Below are 19644 nucleotides of genomic sequence, written 5' to 3'. Positions count from 1 at the left end.
GTTGGGGAGGGGGTCTCGTGAACGACGACGGCGAAACACCCGAGGCGGGGGAGCCGGTCGCTCCGGGCGGGCAGGACGCGCCCTCCGATCAGGACGCGCCCGCTGAGCAGGAGACGTCCCCAGAGCCGGAGCCCGAGCCCGAGCCCGGGCCCGCCGAGGCCGCGGAGGAGGCTGGCAGCGACGAGCCGCACGAGGACGAGCCGCACGCCGGAGAGCCGACGGAACCCGAGACGCTTGAGACGCCTGAGTCGGCTGAGCCGTCCGAGACGCACGAGCACGAACCGAGCGCACCCGCACCCGCCGACCTGCCGCCCACGGTCGCGCCGCCGCCGGCGCCCCCACGTCACGGGCGGATGCCGCGACACGGCGGATGGGTCTCGGCCGGCAAGCTCGTGGCATCCGTCGTCGCGATCGTCGCGGTCAGCGGCGTCGCCGTCACGGCGTTCGCCGCCGCCGACCTCGTCACGACCGCCGTCTCGAAGCCGACGCTGACTCTCGCGAACGAGGAGGTCCTCGAGGGCGTGCCCGACATCGGCGCGATGGACGGCGGGTTGAACTTCCTGCTCGTCGGCAGCGACAAGCGCCCGCCCGACGGTGCGTTCGGCGACCCGGAGGAGGACTCCGCGATCCTGAACGACGTCACCATGCTCGTGCACATCGCCCAGGACCACTCGCACGTCGAGGTCGTGAGCTTTCCGAGGGACTTGCTCGTCGAGGTGCCCGAGTGCCCCGATCCGGCGGATCCGGCCGGGGAGCCGTTATCGGCGCTCTCGTCGGTGAAGATCAACACGGTGCTCTCGTACGGCGGCTTCGGCTGCGTCGCGGCCACCGTCGAACAGCTCACGGGCATCGTCATCCCGGTCGGCGGCATCGTCGAGTTCTACGGCGTGGCCGCGCTCGCCGAGGCCGTCGGCGGCGTCGAGGTCTGCGTGGCCGAGGCGATCGCCGACGAGTACACCGACACGTACCTCGAACCCGGGATGCACACCCTGACGGGCATGGCCGCGCTGCAGTTCCTGCGCACCCGCCACGGCGTGGGCGACGGCAGCGACCTCGGTCGCATCTCGAACCAGCAGGTGTTCCTGTCGGCGCTCATGCGCACCCTGCAGTCGTCCGGAACGCTCGGCGACCCGGTGAAGCTGTACGCGATCGCGAAGGCCGCGCTGTCGAACATGAGCCTCTCGAGCGCGTTGCAGAACCCCACGGCGCTCATCTCGATCGCGCGCGCCGTGCAGGACATCGACCTCTCGAAGATCGCCTTCGTGCAGTACCCGACGGTCTACACGGAGGACTTCGGCGCCGTCGAGCCGTCCGACTCGGCGGTCGCGGTGAACGCGGCACTCCAGGCCGACCAGCCGTTCGTGATCGACCCGAACGCCACGACCGACGCCGAGTTCGGCACCGACGCAGACCCGACGACGCCCCCGGCGGACCCTGCGGACCCTGCCGCGACCGTGGCGCCGACGGACCCGGCGGCGGACCCGGCGACGGAGGTCGCGACGGATCCCGGCGCGACCCCGGGCGCCGCGCTGCCGTCGGACGTCACCGGTCAGACCGCGGCCGAGGTGCGCTGCTCGAGCGCGAACGAGGGATGACGACTGACGTTCGGTGCAGCGCGGGGCCGCGGCATCCGCTCGACGCCGGATGCCGCCTCAGGGCGTTCACAGGCTCCACTGCAAGGCTTGCCGGGACACGAGTCGGCTAGAATCGTGGCCTGTCCGCCCCGGAGCACGTTCCATCGCCCCGAAGCGGCAAGGAGGGCTGTCCGAGCGGCCGATGGAGCTGGTCTTGAAAACCAGTGGGCAGAAATGTCTCGTGGGTTCGAATCCCACGCCCTCCGCTCGTGTCGATGACCACCAGCCGACCCGAACCCCAGCGCCAGCCGCGAAGACCCCGAGAGAGGTGACCGTGACCGACGAACGCCAGTTCAGTTCCCGAACCGCCGCGAAGAACCCCGCCATCGCCCGTCATGGGCGACTGAAGCGCCACAGCGTCTGGCGCTCGATCGCCAAGATCACGGCCTCCGTGGTGGCCGTCGCGCTCGTCTCCGGCTCGGCCGTCGCCGCCTACGCGGCGTGGGACCTCGCGTCCACCGCGCAGCCCACCGTCTCGCTCGGCAATGCGAGCGTGCTCGAGGGCGTGCCCGACGTGGGAGCGATGGAGGGCGGCGTGAACGTGCTCGTCATCGGCAGCGACAGCCGTGAGGGCCAGGGCGACGCCTTCGGCGATCCGACTGAGGAGACCGCCGTCCTCAACGACGTGACGATGCTCCTGCACATCTCCGAGGACCACTCGCACGTCGAGGTCATCAGCTTCCCGCGCGACATGTTCGTGGACGTGCCCGCGTGCACCGACCCCGAAGATCCCACGGGCGACCCGCTCTACGAGCAGTACGGCGTCAAGATCAACTCCGTCCTCGACTACGGCGGCATGGCCTGCGTGGTCAAGACCGTCGAGCAGCTCACCGGCGTCACGATCCCGTTCGCGGGCGTCGTGCAGTTCCTCGGCGTGGCCGGACTCTCCGAGGCCGTGGGCGGCGTGAGCGTCTGCATCGCCGAGCCCATCGAGGACGAGCACACCGACCTCTACCTCCCCGCCGGCAACGTCGAGCTCGCCGGCATGCAGGCCCTGCAGTTCCTCCGCACCCGCCACGGCGTGGGCGACGGCAGCGACCTCGGCCGCATCTCGAACCAGCAGGTCTTCCTGTCGGCGCTCACGCGCAAGCTGCAGGAGGGCGGAACGCTCTCCGACCCCGTGGCCCTGTTCGGCATCGCGAAGGCGGCGCTCGCCAACATGCAGCTCTCCGACACGCTCGTGAACCCCACGACCATGGTGTCGATCGCGGTGGCCATGAAAGACGTCGACCTCTCGAAGATCGCCTTCATCCAGTACCCGACCGCCTCGGTCGAGGGTGGCGTCGAGCCGGCCTACTCGGCCGACATCGTGAACCAGGCGCTCCAGCAGGATATCCCCGTCGTGTTCGACCCCACGGCCGACGAGGCCTCGTTCGCGTCCGCGTCCGACCCGTCGGCGGTCCCGGCCGATCCGAACGCCGCGGCCGAGGTCCCGGCTGAGGAGGTGCCCGTCGAGGAGGCCCCCGTCGAGGAGGCGCCCGCCGAGGAGGCCCCCGCAGCAGACCCGGCGGCCCCGGCGCCCGCGCCGACCGCCGAGGCCCTCCCGAGCGACGTGACCGGCCAGACCGCGGCCGACACCCGCTGCTCCGCGGGCCGCACGCTCGAAGACCAGTAACCGGGTCGGCACGCTCGGATGCCGCCGCTGAGCCGCCCTCTCGGCGGCGCCGCGGTGCCCTCTCGACGCCCTCGCCCGCCCGAATCGTGTTTCGCGGCATCTGCGGGTTATGATGGCAGTCGCATGCGCGCAAGCGCCGCTGCGAGGAGACGTCGCATAGTCCGGCCGAGTGCACCACCCTGCTAAGGTGGAGTCCCCGTAAGGGGACCAGGGGTTCAAATCCCCTCGTCTCCGCTCTCGCACTTCCTGCTCGATGATCGCGGTGACGCCACCCGCCGATCGGCCCCTTCGCTGGGCCGCACTGCGCTGCCCCTGGGCCGCGCCGCGGCTGCCGCCCAGCGGCATCCGGTACACTCGAAGACCTGTCTGGCCCCCGGCCAGAGTGGTCACGCCGCGTTTCGCGCGTGGTCCGAGGCTTGAAACCTCCGGCATCCTCATAAGACACCCGGAGGTTTTTCCATGTCCTCACGCGCCCGAATCCCGAACCGCTGGCTGGGGCTCGTCGTGCTCTCGCTGACGCAGTTGATGGTCGTGCTCGACGGCACGATCGTGAACATCGCACTGCCGCAGGCGCAGGTCGAACTCGGCCTGTCCGACGGCCTGCGCCAGTGGGTGGTGACCGCGTACGCGCTCGCCTTCGGCGCACTCCTGCTGCTCGGCGGCCGGGTCGCCGACTACTGGGGGCGCAAGCGCACCCTCCTCGTGGGCATGCTCGGCTTCGGTGCGGCATCCCTCTACGGCGGTCTCGCCCAGTCGGCCACCGAGCTCATCATCGCGCGCGGCCTGCAGGGCGCGTTCGCGGCGCTGCTCGCACCGGCCGCCCTCGCGCTGCTGACCGTGACCTTCACCTCGGGGCGCGACCGCAACGTGGCCTTCGCCGTCTTCGGCACCATCGCGGGGGCGGGCGCGGCGGTCGGCATGGTGCTGGGAGGCCTGCTCACCGAGTTCGCCGACTGGCGCTGGTGCCTGCTCGTGAACCTCGGCTTCATCGCGGTCGGGTTCATCGGCGGACTGTTCTTCCTCTCCGAGAGCAGGGCCGACGGCGAGAACCGGTACGACCTGCTCGGCGCGGTCACGGTCGCGCTCGGGCTCGGCTCGCTCGTCTACGGGTTCAGCCTCGCCGAGGGCGGCTGGGGGCAGCCCTCGACCATCACGTTCCTCGCGCTCGGCGTCGTGCTGCTCGCGCTCTTCGTCTGGATCGAGACGAAGGTCGCCCAGCCGCTGCTCCCGATGCGCGTGGTCGCCGACCGGATCCGCGGCGGCGCGTTCCTCATCCAGGCCGTGGGGGGCAGCGTCATGATCGGCGCGACGCTGTACCTCACCTTCCACCTGCAGATCGTGCTCGGGATGTCGCCGCTCAGCGCCGGGCTCGCGAGCCTGCCGCTGCCGTTCGCCATCACGCTCGCCGCGCCCGTCGTGACCCGCCTGCTCGCACGCTTCGGGCCCAGGTACCTCATGATCGCCGGGCCGCTCGTGGTCGCCGCCGGACTCGTGTGGTTGAGCTTCATCACGGCCGACGGCGACTACGCCGTGCAGGTGCTGCCGGGCATGGTCCTCATGGGGATCGGCATGGCCTTCGTCTTCGTGCCGCTGCAGAACCTCGCGCTGCTCGGCGTCGCCGCCCACGACGCGGGCGCGGCATCCGCCACGACCAACACGGCGATGCAGATCGGCGGCTCGATCGGCGTCTCGATCTTCACTGCGGTCTACGTGGCCGTCTCCGCGTCGAGCGGGGCGGCCGGCGCCGACCCGGCGACCGCGTTCACCGACGGCTACGGGGCGACGTTCATCGCCGCCGCGATCGGCATGGTCGTGGCATCCGCCATCGCGATCGGGATGGTGCGCGGGCCGCGTCTGCGCGAGATGGCGTACGACGCCGACGGCGGCGCCGACACCGGTGCGATGCGCGCGCTCCCGGTGCACTGAGGCGCGAGCCTCGAGACACGGCGAGGCGACCCGGCCCGTGCCGGTGCCGCCCGCGACGCCGACGCAGCCGGCGAGTCCGGTGCCGCCCGCTCAGCGGAGCGGCACCGGCCTGCGGGTCACGGGCGCGAGCCACCGCACGAGCAGCACGGCGGTGATCGAGCCCGCGGCCATGATCGAGGCGAGCACGACGATCTGGAACCGGCCGGCCTCGAGCGGCGACACCCCGCCGAAGATGGCGCCGACGAACGCGCCGGGCAGGGTGACGAGCCCGGTCGTCTTCGTCTGGTCGGTCGACGGGATGAGGGCGCTGAAGATCGCGTTCCGGGCGATGTCGATCGTGGACTGCCGCGGGGTGGCGCCGAGGGCCATCCACCCCTCGACCTCGTCCCAGCGATCGATCGTCGCCTCGGTGAGCCGCCGCCCGGCCAGGGTCGCGATGCTCATCGCGTTGCCGATGACGATGCCGCCGATGGCCAGCGCGTACCGGGCCGAGAGCTCGAGCGCGCCCGTCGCGAAGACGATCACGAGCGTGACGACGACGCCCACGGCCATGCCGCCCGCGACCAGCGCGGCGTGCCTGGTCGACCAGCCGATGCGCCGGGTCGCGGTCGCGGCGGCGACCCCGAACATGACGACCAGCGCGAGCGCGACCCACACCGGGTTCGAGATCACGCCCGTGAGCACGAGGCTGATCGCGGCGAGCTGCGCGGCGCCGCGCAGGATCGCCAGCGCCGGCGCCCACCGGTGCGGCACGCGGGCCATGCTCAGCACGACCGTCGTGAGCACGACGAGGGCGAACACCCCGACCAGGGTCGGGAGGAGCTCACCGGGCCATGTCATGGGCCGAGCCTACTGAGCGGGTTAGGGTTCCCACGTGAGCACTTCCCCGCGCCGCCGCTGGTTCGGCCTCGTCTTCATCAGCATCGCCGTCTCGCTGATCATCGTCGACTCGACGATCGTGAACGTCGCGATCCCCGCGATCGTCGACGACCTCGGCATCACCTCGACGCAGGTGCAGTGGGTGCAGGAGTCGTACACGCTCGTGTTCGCCGCGCTGCTCCTCGTGTTCGGCACGCTCGCCGACCGCTTCGGGCGCCGGCGGATGCTGCTCATCGGCGTCGTGATCTTCGCGCTGTCGTCGGTCGCAGCGGCGTTCGCGGCGACCGGCGACCTGCTGATCCTCGCGCGCCTCGTGCAGGGCGTCGGCGGGGCGATGATCCTGCCGACGACGCTCTCGCTCATCAACGCGACGTTCCGCGGGCGCGAGCGCGGCATCGCGTTCGCGGTCTGGGGGTCGACGATCGGCGGCATGGCGGCGCTCGGTCCGCTGCTCGGCGGCTGGCTGACCACGGAGTTCTCGTGGCGCTGGGCGTTCGGCATCAACATCCCGTTCGCGATCATCATCATCATCGGCGTGCTGCTCACGATCGACGAGTCGCGTGCCCCCGGCGAGCCGCGGCGCATCGACGTCGTCGGCGCGGTGCTCTCGGTGATCACGAGCGGCGCGCTCGTGTTCGCGCTCATCGAGGGTCGCACCTACGGCTGGTGGCTCGCAGAGGACGACATCTCGTTCGGTGACTGGGCGTGGCCATGGGCGATCTCGCCGATCCCGTTCGCGTTCGCGATCGCGCTGCTCGGGCTCGTCTCGTTCGTGCTCTGGGGCCGCAGGCGCATGCGCCTCGGCAAGCCCACGATGCTGCCGTTCGCGCTGTTCGCGATCCCGTCGTTCCGCAACGGCAACATCGCCGCGCTCATCGTGTCGCTCGGCGAGTTCGGCATCATCCTCTCGCTGCCGCTCTGGCTGCAGTTCGTGCTCGGCTTCGACGCCCTGCAGACCGGGTTCGTGCTGCTCGCGCTCGCCGTCGGCTCGTTCGGCGCGAGCGGGTTCGCCGGCGCGATGTCGGGGCGCCTCCCGGCCGTGTTCATCGTCCGCCTCGGCATCGCGCTCGAGATCATCGGCGTGGTGTGGGTCGGCCTGGTCGTCGCGCCGGATGCCACGTGGCAGTGGCTGCTGCCGGCGCTCTTCGTCTACGGGTTCGGCGTGGGGCTCGCGACCGCCCAGCTCACCGGCGTGGTGCTGCAGGACGTGCCCGTGGCCGAGAGCGGCGCCGGATCGGGCACGCAGTCGACCTCACGGCAGCTCGGCTCGGCACTCGGCATCGCGATCCTCGGCACGGTGCTGTTCACCACGACCGCGAACGTGCTCGACGCCAGCCTCGACGAACGCGGCCTGCCGGAGGCGCAGCGCGAGCAGACGGTCTCGGCCGTCGTCGACAGCGCTGGCGCGGCGATCGCCGGACTCGAGGCGAACCCGAAGACCGCCGACATCGGCGCGGATGCGGCGGAGGCGTTCAGCACCGGCACCCGCTACGCGGCGTACTCGGCCGCCGGATTCCTGATGATCGGCTTCTTCGCGACGCTCTCGCTGGGGTCGGGCCGGCGCGAGGAGGCGGACGCCGAACCGGTGGAGCGCCCGGATGCCGCGACGGAGCCGGCCGCCTGATGATGTCGGCGACCGGCTGACGTCGTCGGCGCGCTACTCGGAGTCTTCGGCCTCTTCAGCCGCGTCGGCGTTCTCGTGCTCGCGACGCTCGGCGTCGAAGCGTGCGGCCTCCGCGTCCTGGGCGGCCCAGTCCTCGCCGTACCGGGGATTGCGGTCGAACGGTTCCTCGAGGGGGTCGACGAAATCGGTCATGGGGTGAGCTCCATTCTCATGATGCGGCCTTGCGGGCCTTCGGCTTCTCGGACTTCTCCGGCTTCTCGGCCTTCGACGACGACGCCTTCGTCTTCGCCTTGGTCGCACCGCCCTTCGTCTTCTTCGACGACGAGGCGGACGACGACGTGGCGGCGGACGACTCGGCGGACGAGGACGTCTCGCCCGCGGCATCCGCCCCACCGCGCTTGGACGCGATCGAGCGGCGCAGGGCCTCCATGAGGTCGATGACCTCGCCGCCCTCGTCCTCCTCCTGCTCGCCGAACGTCGCCGCGGTGTCGAGGGCGTCGCCCTGCTCGAGCTTCGCGGCGATGAGGGTTCGCAGCTCCTGCTGGTACTCGTCGACGTACTCGTCGGGCTTGAACTCGGCGACGAGGCTCTCGACGAGCTGCTTCGACAGGTCGAGCTCCTTCGCGGTGACCTTGACCTCCTCGTCGAGCGAGGGGAACGCCGCCTGGCGCACCTCGTCGCTCCAGAGCAGCGTCTGCACCATGAGCACGTTGCCGTGCACGCGCAGCGCCGCGAGCCGGGTCTTCTGCCGCAGTGCCATGCGCACGATGGCGGTGCGATCGGTGGACTCGAGCGTCTCGCGCAGCAGCACGTAGGCCTTCGAGGAGGCCGAGTCGGGCTCGAGGTAGTAGCTGCGGTCGAACATGATCGGGTCGATCTGGTCGGTGGGCACGAACTCGACGACCTCGATCTCGCGACTGCGTTCGGCGGGCAGCGACTTCAGGTCCTCATCGGTGATGACGACCGTGCGCTCGCCGTCGTCGTAGGCCTTGTCGATGTTCTTGTACTCGACGACCTGCCCGTCGATCTCGCAGATGCGCTGGTACCGGATGCGTCCGCCGTCGGCGTCGTGCACCTGGTGGAGTGACACGTCGTGGTCCTCGGTCGCGCTGTACAGCTTGACGGGCACATTGACCAGGCCGAATGTGACCGCCCCCTTCCACACGGCTCGCATCCCTCCAGTGAACACCTGTTCCCGCACGGGCGGAACCCCCGATGGCAGGATGGGGGCATGGCCGAGGGTGCGCGGCAGGTGGTGGAGGTCGACGGCCGGAGGCTCCGGCTGACGAACCTCGACAAGGTCATGTATCCCGAGACGGGCATGACCAAGGGCGAGGTCATCGCGTACTACGCCGAGGTGGCGCCGGTCATGGTGCCGCTCGTCGCGGGGCGGCCGGTCACGCGCCTCCGCTGGGTCCACGGCGTCGGAACGGCGGATGCCCCGCAGCAGCCGTTCTTCGAGAAGACGCTCGACGAGCACGCGCCCGAGTGGCTGCGCCGGGGCGTCATCCGCCATTCCGACGGCGACAAGCCGTACCCGATCGCGGGCGACCGGCCCTCGCTCGTCTGGCTCGCGCAACAGGCGTCGCTCGAGGTGCACGTGCCGCAGTGGCGGTTCGCCCCCGACGGGCGGCCCGCGAATCCCGACCGCATCGTGTTCGACCTCGACCCGGGCGAGGGCATGGGCCTCGCCGACTGCGCGGAGGTCGCCCGGCTCGTGCGCGACCTCATCGCGGGCATGGGCCTCACGCCGTACCCCGTCACGAGCGGCAGCAAGGGCATCCACCTGTACGCGCCGCTCGACGGCGCGCAGACCTCGGCGCAGATCTCGGATGTCGCGCGCGAGCTCGCTCGCGCCCTCGAGGCCGATCACGGCGGGCTCGTCGTGTCGAGCATGAGCAAGATCGTGCGGTCGGGCCGCGTGCTCATCGACTGGAGCCAGAACAACGGCAAGAAGACGACGATCGCGCCGTACTCGCTCCGCGGTCGTGCGCGGCCGACGGTCGCGGCACCGCGCACGTGGGAGGAGCTCGAGGACCCGGGGCTGCGCCACCTCGAGGCGCACGAGGTGCTTGAGCGCGTGGCATCCGGCCTCGACCCGATCGCCGAGCTCGCGGACTCGGGTGCCGCTGCGGCCGGTCCGTTGGCGACCTACCTGTCGATGCGCACCCACGGTGCGACCCCGGAACCCATGCCGGGCTCCAGCTGGGGCGAGTCCAGCGGGGGAGCGCCGCGGTTCGTGATCCAGGAGCATCACGCGAGGCGCCTGCACTTCGACTTCCGCCTCGAGCGCGACGGCGTGCTGAAGAGCTGGGCGGTGCCGAAGGGCGTTCCCGACGATCCCGGTGTGAACCACCTCGCGGTGCAGACCGAGGACCATCCCATGGAGTACGGCGGGTTCGAGGGCACCATCCCGGCGGGGGAGTACGGCGCCGGCTCGGTGACCATCTGGGACTCGGGCACGTTCGCGGTCGAGAAGTGGCGTGACGACGAGGTCATCGTCGACGTGCAGGGGCGGCCCGGCGGCCCGTTGGGCGCGGTGCGGCTGGCGCTGATCCGCACCGACGGCGAGGGCGAGAAGAGCACCTGGCTCATGCATCGCATGAAGGACCAGCGGCCGCCGGCGGAGGTCGAATCAGTCGGTCGAGGAGAGAGCGAAGCGAGCGCATCGAGACCATCGGACGCTGGGCCTCGAGACGGCGCCGGGGCGCCTCCTCGACCGGCGGCGGTCCCACCCGCCGACGTCGAGTCCATCACCGTTCGCCCGATGCTGGCCTCGCCGGGCACGCTCGGCCTCCTCGCCCGCGGCGACTGGGCGCTCGAGCACAAGTGGGACGGCATCCGGGTGCTCGCCCGGGTCGACGGCGGGGGCCTCCGCATCATCAGCCGGAACGGCAACGACGTGACCGCGCGGTATCCCGAGCTCGCGGGGCTGCCGGGCGCCCTCCGCGGCGACGCGCTCGTCGACGGCGAGGTCGTCGCGCTCGACGACGACGGGCGGCCGAGCTTCGAGCTGCTGCAGTCCCGCATGAACCTCACCCGCACCCGCGAGGCGCAGCGACTCGCGGCATCCGCGCCGGTGCGCCTACTGCTGTTCGACGTGCTCGAGATCGCGGGCGACGACGTGACGGATGCCCCGTACCGCGAGCGGAGACGCCGGCTCGAACGTCTCATCCGCCCCGGCAGCGGCGTGCCGGTCGAGGTGCCCGCGCTCGCCGAGGGGACGCCCGAGGCGGCGCTCGAGGAGGCGCGGCGCCTCGGCCTCGAGGGGCTCGTCGCGAAGCGGCCCGAGTCGACCTACCAGCCCGGGACCCGGTCGGAGCAGTGGCTGAAGCTCAAGCTCACGCGCACGCAGGAGGTCGTCGTCGGCGGGTACCGCAAGGGCTCCGGATCGCGCACCGGTCGCATCCGCTCGCTGCTCGTCGGCATCCCCGGCGCGCACGGCCTCGAGTACGCCGGGCGGGTCGGCAGCGGGCTGCGCGAACTCGAGACGGAACGCCTCCTCGTGCGCCTCGATGCGGCTCGGCGCGACACGTCGCCGTTCGTCGCCGTGCCCGACGCGGATGCCGCCGACGCCGTCTGGGTCGATCCCGCGATCGTCGGCGAGATCGAGCTCGCCGAGTGGACGAGCACGGGCGTCGCGCGGCATCCGCGCTGGCGGGGGCTGCGGCCCGACAAGTCGCCCGACGAGGTCGCGCGGGAGGCGTGACGGTCGGATGCCGCGCGTCGGCGCGACCCGACCCCGTCAGCCGGTCATCCGTCGTCGCCGAGCAGGTCGAGCAGCGCCCGCTCCCGCGAACCCCGCAGCGAGAGCGTCCGACCTTGCTCGTACGCCGCGACCACGCGCGGATCGACGTAGCTGCCCTTCGCGATCGTGGGCGTGTTCCCGAGCACCTCGCTCGCGCGCTCGATCGCCTCGCGCTCCGCGTCGCGTCGAGCCCTGGCGGTGGTGGTCGGCCCGAGCTCGGCGAGGCGCTCGGCCGCTGCAACGGTGCCGCGCAGGGTGCGGAAGTCCTTCGCGGTGAAGTCCCCGCCGGTGCGCTCGCGCACGTGCTCGTTCACGTCGGCGGGGCCGAGCGCGCGAGCCCTGCGCCCTTCGAGCCACGCGAACAGCCGCGCCGCCGCGGCGCGTTCACGGGTTCGATCGACGAAGGCGACGAGCCCGGCATCGGGGATGCTGAGATCCTGCCGGATGCCGCCCTTCGCCCGGAAGCGGAGACGCACCGCCTCCCCGTCGACCGCCGCGTTGCGCACGAGCAGCGTCGTGAGGCCGCGGCTGCGGAAGCCCGCGAGCGATTCCTCCGAGCCCACCCGGATCGCGCCGGCGTCGAGGGTGCGGAACGCCGCCGCGAGGACCCGCTCGCGCGGGAGCTCCGGGAGGGCGAGGTCGCGCTCGACCAGGCGTCGCGCCTCGGGCAGCACTCGGGCGAGCTCGAGCATGCGATCGAACTTCAGGGCGTCCTGCGCCTCGCGCCAGGCCGGGTGGTAGAGGTACTGGCGTCGCCCGGCGGCATCGACTCCCACAGCCAGGATGTGGGCGTTCGGGGCATCCGCGATCCAGACGTCGCTCCAGGCCGGCGGGATGGCGAGGTCCGCGATCCGCGCACGCTCGACAGGACCGGCGGAGCCGCCGTCGGCGTGCACGTATCCGAACCCGCGACCGCGTCGCACCCGGGCGTACCCGGGTGCGACGTACGGCTCGACGTGCCGCAGCCGCGGCATCCGACTCAGTGCTCGCGCAGGGCCGAGATGAGCTCGGCCTTGCGCTTGCCGCTGTAGCCCGTGAGTCCGAGTTCCTTCGCACGCGTCCTCAGGTCGGCGACGGTCCAGTCCTCGTAGTCGCTGCTCCTGCCGCCCTTGCGTCCGATGGCGCTGCGGCCCTGCGCGGCCGCCGCGTTCGAGATGCGTGCGGCCTTCTCCTTCGAAGCCCCGTCGTCGCGAAGTTCCTCGTAGAGCTCTGGATCCTTCAGCGATGCGTTCCCGCGCCCTGGCATGTCCGGTTCCCCTCTCCCTCGGTGACGGCTCTCGTGCTCAGAGTCCTCGGCCGCCCGTGACGGGCAGCACCGCACCCGAGACGTACGACGCGTCGTCCGAGGCGAGGTAGACGTAGGCGCCGGCGAGCTCGGCGGGCTGGCCCGCGCGGCCGAGCGGCGTGTCGTGCCCGAAGTCGGGCAGGTGGTCGGGCCACCCCGTCGCCGGGATCAGCGGGGTCCAGATCGGCCCGGGCGCGACGGCGTTCACGCGGATGCCGCGCGGCCCGAGTTCCTCGGCGAGCGCCTTCGTGAACGCGACGAGGGCCGCCTTCGTCATGGCGTAGTCGACGAGCTCGGACGACGGGTCGAAGCCCTGGATCGACGACGTCGTGATGATCGACGAGCCGGCCTCCATGTGCGGCACGGCGGCCCGCGCGAGGAACACCGGTGCGAAGAGGTTCACCCGCATGACGCGCTCGAAGTCGTCGGTCGGGATGTGCTCGATGCCGCCGCGGTCGCGCTGGTGCGCGGCGTTCAGCACGAGCAGGTCGATGCCCCCGAACGCGGCATCCGTCTCACGCACGAGGTCGATGCAGTGCTGCTCGCTCTGGAGGTCGCCGGGCAGCAGCAGCGGATCGCGGCCGGCGTCGGCGATCCAGGTCGCGGTGTCGTCCGCGTCGGCCTGCTCGCTCGGCAGGTACGAGATGGCGACCTGCGCGCCCTCGCGGGCGAAGGCGATCGCGACCGCGCGACCGATGCCGGAGTCCCCGCCGGTGATGAGCGCTCTGCGCCCGTGCAGCCGTCCGCTGCCCCGATAGCTCTGCTCCCCATGGTCGGGTTGCGGCGCCATCCTGGCGGTCAGGCCCGGCGGATCCTGTTCCTGCCGGGGGAACGGATCTGTCGTGTGCTTCGTGGTCGGATCGATCAGTCTCGTATTCAGCATGGTCGGATCTCCCTGCGATCCGTGCCCACGCTACGTCGATCGACCGGACCTGTGCCCGGGGTTGACAACGATGGATGGCGCGTGGGCGCGAACGCGAGACCCGCCCGACTAGCAGGTCGATCGGACAGTGGTCAACCCCGAGCGGCGAATCCGTCGCCCGCCCTAACGTGGAGTCCACGGAGCGCATCCGCCCCGAGGTTCCGCCGATCGCAGATCAGGTGGAGGCCGACCGTCCGCAAGCCATTACCCGGGCTGCGGATCATGAGAAGGAGAGATCATGAACATCCTCGTCGCCATCATCGCCATCGTCGCCATCATCCTGCTGTTCACGGGCGGATTCGTGCAGTCGCTGAACTTCCTGCTGTGGGTCGGCATCGTTCTGCTGGTCATCGCACTCATCGTGTGGCTGCTGCGTTTCCTCGGCGGCAAGAAGACCGTCTGATAGACGCGAGAACTTGACGGGCGCGGGCCCCCTTCGGGGTGCCCGCGCCGTCGTGTGTCCGGAGTTCGGGAGCAACCCGGACGAGACGTCCCCGAGGAATGACGCGGCCGGGTGTGCGCCGATCTATGATTCTGGTGTGGGAACCCTCTACTACGGCGATTCAGGCACCCCGATCGGCATCGAGGATCGTGCACTCGCGCACGTCAAGGTCGCAATCACGACGAAGCTCCGTCGGGGTGAGAGCTTCACGCTCTCGTGGCAGCACGCCGACGACCAGCCGCGCGGGCGCAGCACGCTCTGGCTGCATCCGTCGATCCCGCTCCGCTTCGTCTTCGACGAGCCCGAGTCGCCCGAACTCAGCCGCGACTGGATCGAGGAGCTCATGCGCTCGGCGAACAGCACGGGCGGCATCCGCCTCGTGCCCGAGCACCTCGACACCAACCCGATCCCGACGATCGCCGACCAGCCGGTGCAGGTGGGCGTCGACGTCCAGGAGGTCGACACGACCCTGGAGGGCGACTCCGCCTGAGCCGGCGGCCTGACGTCGCCAGCCTGACGTCGACGGCTAGTCGGCGTCGATCGGGTCGTCCTCGTCGGGCTCCGGAACGTACTGCAGGCCCGACGTGCTGTTGGCCGTGAGGAGCAACTGCTCGATCCAGAGCCGGTTGAGCTTCGGCGACCGATTGCCGCTGAAGACGAACTGCAGCGGGATCGACTCGTGGATCCAGAACGTGGTGCGGCCGCTGCCGTTCACGAGTCCGTGCTCCCACGTCATCGAGAAGCTCTCGCTGCGGCGCAGCTTGTTCAGGATCGCGACGCGGAGGTGCGCGAGGACTCGGTCGTCGATATCGAGCTCGCGGGGGGACGAGTTGTAGATGAGCTTGCCCATGACGAGACTGTAACCGACATCGGTGCGCCCCACGACACTGTCGAGTTCTTGCGCTGTGCGGATAGCATGGCGCCATGTCGAGGAGACTCGCGGATGTCGCGCGCAAGGTCGGAGTCAGCGAAGCCACCGTCAGCCGGGTGCTGAACGGAAAGCCGGGCGTCTCGGCCTCGACCCGTGACGCCGTGCTGACCGCGCTCGACGTGCTGGGGTACGAACGTCCCACCAAGCTGCGCGGGGAGCGCGCCAGGCTCGTCGGCCTCGTGATGCCCGAACTCCAGAACCCGATCTTCCCCGCGCTCGCGGAGTCGATCGGCGGCGGGCTCGCGCAGAACGGGTACACGCCGGTGCTCTGCATCCAGACGGCCGGCGGCATCTCCGAGGCCGACTACGTCGAGCTGCTCCTGCACCAGCAGGTGTCCGGCGTGATCTTCGCGGGCGGCGCCTACGCGCAGGCCGACGTCAACCACGACCACTACGAACGGCTCCGCGAGCTCAACCTGCCGACCGTGCTCGTGAACGCGCCCATCGACGACCTCGGCTTCGCCACGGTCTCGTGCGACGACGCCACGTCGATGGAGCAGGCCTTCGGGCACCTGCTCCAGCTCGGGCACCAGCGCATCGGCATCCTGCTCGGGCCGCGCGACCACATCCCGTCGCAGCGCAAGCACGCGGCCGCCCTGCGCATGGCCGAGCGCCACGGCATCGAGCTCGGCGACGATCGCATCGTGCACTCGCTCTACTCGCTCGAGTCCGGCCAGACGGCGGCGACGAAGCTCATCGCCGCGGGCGTCACGGGCATCGTCTGCGCGAGCGATCCGATGGCGCTCGGCGCGGTGCGCGCCGTTCGGCGCGCGGGCCTGCGGGTGCCCGAGGACGTCTCGGTGATCGGCTACGACGACTCGGCGCTCATGAACTGCACGGAGCCGCCGCTGACGACCGTGCGCCAGCCGATCGAGGCCATGGGCAAGATGATCATCGAGCTGCTCATGCGGCAGATGTCGAGCGAGCGCAGCATCGGCGACGAGGTGTTCTTCGCGCCCGAGCTCGTGGTGCGCGCCTCGACGGCGCCCGCGCCCCGCACGGCGCCCGTCGCGTAGACCCGCGTCGGTCGAGGCGGCCGCCGGGCCGTCTCGAGCTGAGCGGCGCCGACGGGTCTCGATGAGCTCCTGCGTCGCGCTCGACCGTCGCTTGCGCGGATCTCGCAAGCCTGTGTCGCAATTGAGCGCAAATCATCGCAAATTTTTGTTCAGTTGTTGAATAGTTGCATCATTCTGTTGCTCTCAATACGTTGACGGACATGGACGCCGTCGTCTCCCCGACGCGGCGCTCGCCGTCACATCGCCCGTCGCAGAGGAGACCACCAGCGTGACCACGCCACTCACGGAACACGGACCGGCAGCCCCGTCGCTGCCGGGCGACGACCCGCTGTGGTGGCGCAGCGCCGTCATCTACCAGGTGTACGTGCGGAGCTTCGCGGACTCCGACGGCGACGGTACCGGCGACCTCCGGGGCGTGCGCAGCCGCCTCGGGTACCTCAAGGAACTCGGCGTCGACGCGCTCTGGTTCAACCCCTGGTACCCGTCGCCCCTCGCCGACGGCGGGTACGACGTCTCCGACTACCGCGACATCCACCCCGCGTTCGGCACCCTCGAGGACGCGGAGCAGCTCATCAGCGAGGCGCTCGACCTCGGCATCCGCACGATCATCGACATCGTCCCCAACCACATCTCGAGCGAGCACGCCTGGTTCCAGGCCGCACTCGCCGCCGGTCCGGGGTCGCCGGAGCGGGAGCGCTTCTGGTTCCACCCGGGCAAGGGTCCGAACGGCGACGAGATGCCGACGAGCTGGATCTCGAACTTCCAGGGCGACACGTGGACCCGCACCACGAACCCCGACGGCACGCCGGGGGAGTGGTACCTGCACCTGTTCACGCCCGAGCAGCCCGACCTCAACTGGAACCACCCCGACGTGCGCGCCGAGCACGAGGACGTGCTGCGGTTCTGGTTCGACCGCGGCGTCGCGGGCGTGCGCATCGACTCCGCGGGCCTGCTCATCAAGGACCCCGAGTTGCCCGAGGTGCCCGAGCAGGTCGCACCCGGCCAGCACCCCACCGAGGACCGCGACGAGGTGCACGACGTCTACCGCGCCTGGCGTCGCATCGCCGACTCCTACGAGGGCACGCGCGTGCTCGTCGGCGAGGTCTGGGTTCCGGATGCCGCCCGCTTCGCGGCCTACCTCCGCCCCGACGAGATGCACACCGCGTTCAACTTCGACTTCATGACACGTCCGTGGCGCGCCGACGAGCTCCGCGCCTCGATCGACCTCATGCTCGCGGCGCACGCCCCCGTGGGCGCGCCGAGCACGTGGGTGCTCTCCAACCACGACGTGACCCGACCGGTCACGAGGTACGGCCGCGAGGACTCCAGCTTCGCGTTCGCGAAGAAGCGGTTCGACACCCCGACCGACGTCGAGCTCGGCCGTCGGCGCGCCCGCGCGGCCGCCCTGCTCACGGCCGCCCTGCCGGGGTCGCTCTACCTCTACCAGGGCGACGAGCTCGGACTGCCCGAGGTCGACCTCCCTCGCGACGTGCTCGAGGACCCGATGCACTTCCGCTCGGGCGGCGTCGACCCCGGGCGCGACGGATGCCGCGTGCCGCTGCCATGGCGCGGCACCGAGGCGCCGTTCGGCTTCAGCCCGCCGGCCGTCGCGGGAGCGGCATCCGTCTCACCGTGGCTGCCGCAGCCGGCGGACTGGTCGACGCTCACCGTGCAGGCCCAGGAGGCCGACCCGGGCTCGATGCTCTGGCTCTACCGGCTGGCGCTGCGCATCCGCAAGCGCGAGCGCTCGCTCGGCGACGGCTCGATGGCGTGGCTCCCGAGCGAGCCGGGCGTGCTCGCGTTCCGGCGCGGCGACGACATCGTGAACGTGACGAACCTGTCCGGCGCAGCGGTCGCGCTTCCCGACCACGACCGCATCCTCCTCAGCAGTGCGCCGCTCGTCGGCGGGCTCCTGCCCCCAGACTCCACGGCCTGGCTCCACCGACCAGCCTGACCGTCGAGGCCGCCGGCATCCACCTGCCGCGGCATCCCTCACCACACCGCACCACACAGCACCGAAAGGACTGGACAATGAAGTCACCAAGAACAGTCGCGATCGCCGGCCTCGCCGCATTCGCGATGGTGGGCGCACTCGCCGCCTGCAGTGCGGGAGGTGGCGACGACAGCGGCAAGACCGAGCTGCGCGTCGCGACGTTCCCGCCCGGGGCCGACGAGGCCGCGTACACGGCCTTCGCCGACCAGGAGAAGCAGTTCGAGAAGGAACACCCCGACATCGACATCATCGGCGTCGAGTACGAATGGGAGGGCCCGACCTTCGCCGTGCAGCTCGCCGGCGGAAGCCTCCCCGACGTGTTCACGGTCCCGTTCACCGATTCGAAGACGCTGCTCGAGAACGGGCAGCTCACGGACCTGACCGATGAGATCGAGGAGCTCGGCTACACCGACAAGTTCAACCCGATCATCCTCAACGAGGTCACGGACGCCGACGGACGCATCTTCGGCTTCCCGCGCCAGGCCTACGCGATGGGCCTGCACTACAACCGCACGCTCTTCGAGGCGGCCGGGCTCGATCCCGAGAACCCGCCCACCACGTGGGACGAGGTCCGCGAGGCCGCCAAGACGATCTCCGAGAAGACCGGCAAGGCGGGCTTCATGGAGATGACGCAGAACAACACGGGCGGATGGCAGCTCACCGCGGCCACCGTCGCGCGCGGCGGCGCCATCCAGGAGGACAACGGCGACGGCACGTACACGTCGACCATCGCGAACGACGGCACGAAGTCGGCGCTGCAGTTCCTCCACGACCTGCGCTGGGAGGACGACTCGCTCGGCTCGAACATGCTGCTCGACTGGGGCACCATCAACCAGGAGTTCGCCGCCGGCAACATCGGCATGTACTCCTCGGGCTCCGACGTCTACACGGCGCTCGTGCGCGACTTCTCGCTGAACCCCGACGACTACGGCCTCACCGTCGTGCCCGTCGAGAACGGCGGAGGCACGCTCGGCGGCGGCGACATCGCGGTCGTGAGCCCCACGGTCGACGACGAGACGAAGGCCGCGGCGGTCACCTGGATCGACTGGTACTACATGCAGAAGCTCCTCGACGAGGACGCCGCGGTGCTCGACGCGAAGACGCTCTCCGAGAGCGACCAGGCCGTCGGGACCCCCGTGCTGCCGGTGCTCGACCGCGAGACCTACGAGGAGTCGCTCACCTGGATCGAGCCGTACATCAACGTGCCGCGCGACCAGATGACCCCCTTCATCGAGGGCGTGTGGGACCAGACCCCCGTGGGCGAGCCGAAGGGCAAGACGCAGGAGGTCTACGCCCTGCTCGACACCGTCGTGCAGGCCGTGCTCACCGATGAGAACGCCGACATCGACGCCCTCCTCGAGAAGGCCGACGTCGACGCGCAGGCGCTGCTCGACCAGTAGTCGCCCGGTCTCGATACGCTCGCGCCGCCCGGCCGTCGACCTCCCCGCGGCGGTCGGGAGGCGCGGCGTATCGAGACCACCACCCTGCATCACCCGTTCGCCCCCCCCCGACGATGGACCAGACGATGACGATGACCAGAGAACCGGATGCCGCGGCCGACGCCGCGCCACCGCCCGCCACCCATCCGCCCCCCGCCGTCCGCACCCCCAGGCGTGCCCGCACCCCGCG

The 19644-nt window shown here is 70.9% G+C and carries 17 protein-coding genes and 2 tRNA genes; 12 read left to right on the top strand and 7 right to left on the bottom strand.

The annotated features are described in order from the left end of the window. Positions 1–17: 17 nt before the first annotated feature. From ACR3IO_RS19200 to ACR3IO_RS19180, 5 genes are all read left to right on the top strand, one after another. On the top strand, positions 18–1595 hold the full coding sequence (locus ACR3IO_RS19200) for an LCP family protein (protein WP_434072829.1): 1578 nt from the start codon (positions 18–20) through the stop codon (positions 1593–1595). Between the two features lie 160 nt (positions 1596–1755). Further along, a tRNA-Ser gene (locus tag ACR3IO_RS19195) sits at positions 1756–1840 on the top strand. A gap of 68 nt (positions 1841–1908) precedes the next feature. After that, positions 1909–3249 carry an LCP family protein gene (locus ACR3IO_RS19190; RefSeq protein WP_434072828.1) on the top strand — a complete coding sequence of 447 codons (1341 nt, stop codon included), beginning with the start codon at positions 1909–1911 and terminating at the stop codon, positions 3247–3249. Between the two features lie 145 nt (positions 3250–3394). After that, positions 3395–3483 (top strand) — tRNA-Ser (locus tag ACR3IO_RS19185). 225 nt (positions 3484–3708) lie between these two features. Beyond that, on the top strand, positions 3709–5175 hold the full coding sequence (locus tag ACR3IO_RS19180) for an MFS transporter (RefSeq protein WP_434072827.1): 1467 nt from the start codon (positions 3709–3711) through the stop codon (positions 5173–5175). Positions 5176–5265: 90 nt separating this feature from the next. Here ACR3IO_RS19180 and ACR3IO_RS19175 read toward each other — a convergent pair whose 3' ends face one another. Further along, on the bottom strand, positions 5266–6015 hold the full coding sequence (locus ACR3IO_RS19175) for an ABC transporter permease (protein ID WP_434072826.1): 750 nt from the start codon (positions 6013–6015) through the stop codon (positions 5266–5268). Positions 6016–6049: 34 nt separating this feature from the next. On the opposite strand from ACR3IO_RS19175, the gene ACR3IO_RS19170 reads away from it, so the two are divergent. After that, a complete protein-coding gene (locus ACR3IO_RS19170; protein ID WP_434072825.1) occupies positions 6050–7678 on the top strand; it encodes an MFS transporter in 1629 nt (542 codons plus the stop codon). 33 nt (positions 7679–7711) lie between these two features. Here the strand turns inward: ACR3IO_RS19170 and ACR3IO_RS19165 are convergent, their stop codons facing one another. Both ACR3IO_RS19165 and ACR3IO_RS19160 read right to left on the bottom strand, forming a co-directional pair. Next, on the bottom strand, positions 7712–7870 hold the full coding sequence (locus ACR3IO_RS19165) for a hypothetical protein (protein ID WP_434072824.1): 159 nt from the start codon (positions 7868–7870) through the stop codon (positions 7712–7714). A 16-nt stretch (positions 7871–7886) separates the two neighbouring features. After that, on the bottom strand, positions 7887–8852 hold the full coding sequence (locus ACR3IO_RS19160; RefSeq protein ID WP_434072823.1) for a Ku protein: 966 nt from the start codon (positions 8850–8852) through the stop codon (positions 7887–7889). A 57-nt stretch (positions 8853–8909) separates the two neighbouring features. Between ACR3IO_RS19160 and ACR3IO_RS19155 the strand changes: the two genes are divergently transcribed. Continuing rightward, positions 8910–11387: an ATP-dependent DNA ligase gene (locus tag ACR3IO_RS19155; protein ID WP_434072822.1), complete on the top strand. Its 2478-nt coding sequence runs from the start codon at positions 8910–8912 to the stop codon at positions 11385–11387. Between the two features lie 44 nt (positions 11388–11431). On the opposite strand, the gene ACR3IO_RS19150 is transcribed toward ACR3IO_RS19155, so the two are convergent. Genes ACR3IO_RS19150 through ACR3IO_RS19140 form a run of 3 tightly spaced genes read right to left on the bottom strand, consistent with a single transcriptional unit; the run spans position 11432 to position 13594 of the window. Next, complete coding sequence (locus tag ACR3IO_RS19150; protein WP_434072821.1) at positions 11432–12400, bottom strand: DNA topoisomerase IB; 969 nt, start codon at positions 12398–12400, stop codon at positions 11432–11434. A gap of 5 nt (positions 12401–12405) precedes the next feature. Continuing rightward, on the bottom strand, positions 12406–12672 hold the full coding sequence (locus ACR3IO_RS19145) for a DUF7218 family protein (protein WP_434072820.1): 267 nt from the start codon (positions 12670–12672) through the stop codon (positions 12406–12408). 37 nt (positions 12673–12709) lie between these two features. Continuing rightward, positions 12710–13594 (bottom strand): SDR family oxidoreductase, encoded by an 885-nt coding sequence (locus ACR3IO_RS19140; RefSeq protein WP_434072819.1) that lies wholly within the window; start codon positions 13592–13594, stop codon positions 12710–12712. A 277-nt stretch (positions 13595–13871) separates the two neighbouring features. Here ACR3IO_RS19140 and ACR3IO_RS19135 point away from each other — a divergent pair, with 277 nt between their 5' ends. Both ACR3IO_RS19135 and ACR3IO_RS19130 read left to right on the top strand, forming a co-directional pair. Further along, entirely contained in the window at positions 13872–14036 is a 165-nt protein-coding gene (locus ACR3IO_RS19135) for a hypothetical protein (protein ID WP_434072818.1), read from the top strand. 136 nt (positions 14037–14172) lie between these two features. Next, positions 14173–14565: a hypothetical protein gene (locus tag ACR3IO_RS19130; protein ID WP_434072817.1), complete on the top strand. Its 393-nt coding sequence runs from the start codon at positions 14173–14175 to the stop codon at positions 14563–14565. A 36-nt stretch (positions 14566–14601) separates the two neighbouring features. On the opposite strand, the gene ACR3IO_RS19125 is transcribed toward ACR3IO_RS19130, so the two are convergent. Then, positions 14602–14925 carry an ATP-dependent DNA ligase gene (locus tag ACR3IO_RS19125; RefSeq protein WP_434072816.1) on the bottom strand — a complete coding sequence of 108 codons (324 nt, stop codon included), beginning with the start codon at positions 14923–14925 and terminating at the stop codon, positions 14602–14604. A gap of 74 nt (positions 14926–14999) precedes the next feature. On the opposite strand from ACR3IO_RS19125, the gene ACR3IO_RS19120 reads away from it, so the two are divergent. The 3 genes from ACR3IO_RS19120 (at position 15000) to ACR3IO_RS19110 (ending at position 19415) form a co-directional block, all read left to right on the top strand. Next, positions 15000–16022 carry a LacI family DNA-binding transcriptional regulator gene (locus ACR3IO_RS19120; protein WP_434072815.1) on the top strand — a complete coding sequence of 341 codons (1023 nt, stop codon included), beginning with the start codon at positions 15000–15002 and terminating at the stop codon, positions 16020–16022. A gap of 268 nt (positions 16023–16290) precedes the next feature. Then, positions 16291–17976, top strand: a complete 1686-nt coding sequence (locus ACR3IO_RS19115) for a glycoside hydrolase family 13 protein (RefSeq protein ID WP_434072814.1) — start codon at positions 16291–16293, stop codon at positions 17974–17976. A 77-nt stretch (positions 17977–18053) separates the two neighbouring features. After that, a complete protein-coding gene (locus ACR3IO_RS19110) occupies positions 18054–19415 on the top strand; it encodes an ABC transporter substrate-binding protein (protein ID WP_434072813.1) in 1362 nt (453 codons plus the stop codon). Positions 19416–19644: the final 229 nt, after the last annotated feature.

This window comes from Agromyces sp. Marseille-Q5079, from assembly GCF_051016555.1.
In the GTDB taxonomy this organism is placed as follows: domain Bacteria; phylum Actinomycetota; class Actinomycetes; order Actinomycetales; family Microbacteriaceae; genus Agromyces.
The sequence above is the reverse complement of the archived record's forward strand: the minus strand, read 5'-3'. Positions and strand labels throughout refer to the sequence as shown.

What these genes read in the sequence shown, in the direction of transcription:
- ACR3IO_RS19180 (WP_434072827.1), top strand. Translation starts at nt 3,709, where the DNA reads ATGTCCTCACGCGCCCGAATCCCGAACCGCTGGCTGGGGCTCGTCGTG.
- ACR3IO_RS19175 (WP_434072826.1), bottom strand. Translation starts at nt 6,015, where the DNA reads ATGACATGGCCCGGTGAGCTCCTCCCGACCCTGGTCGGGGTGTTCGCC.
- ACR3IO_RS19165 (WP_434072824.1), bottom strand. Translation starts at nt 7,870, where the DNA reads ATGACCGATTTCGTCGACCCCCTCGAGGAACCGTTCGACCGCAATCCC.
- ACR3IO_RS19160 (WP_434072823.1), bottom strand. Translation starts at nt 8,852, where the DNA reads ATGCGAGCCGTGTGGAAGGGGGCGGTCACATTCGGCCTGGTCAATGTG.
- ACR3IO_RS19155 (WP_434072822.1), top strand. Translation starts at nt 8,910, where the DNA reads ATGGCCGAGGGTGCGCGGCAGGTGGTGGAGGTCGACGGCCGGAGGCTC.
- ACR3IO_RS19150 (WP_434072821.1), bottom strand. Translation starts at nt 12,400, where the DNA reads ATGCCGCGGCTGCGGCACGTCGAGCCGTACGTCGCACCCGGGTACGCC.
- ACR3IO_RS19145 (WP_434072820.1), bottom strand. Translation starts at nt 12,672, where the DNA reads ATGCCAGGGCGCGGGAACGCATCGCTGAAGGATCCAGAGCTCTACGAG.
- ACR3IO_RS19140 (WP_434072819.1), bottom strand. Translation starts at nt 13,594, where the DNA reads ATGCTGAATACGAGACTGATCGATCCGACCACGAAGCACACGACAGAT.
- ACR3IO_RS19135 (WP_434072818.1), top strand. Translation starts at nt 13,872, where the DNA reads ATGAACATCCTCGTCGCCATCATCGCCATCGTCGCCATCATCCTGCTG.
- ACR3IO_RS19125 (WP_434072816.1), bottom strand. Translation starts at nt 14,925, where the DNA reads ATGGGCAAGCTCATCTACAACTCGTCCCCCCGCGAGCTCGATATCGAC.
- ACR3IO_RS19120 (WP_434072815.1), top strand. Translation starts at nt 15,000, where the DNA reads ATGTCGAGGAGACTCGCGGATGTCGCGCGCAAGGTCGGAGTCAGCGAA.
- ACR3IO_RS19110 (WP_434072813.1), top strand. Translation starts at nt 18,054, where the DNA reads ATGAAGTCACCAAGAACAGTCGCGATCGCCGGCCTCGCCGCATTCGCG.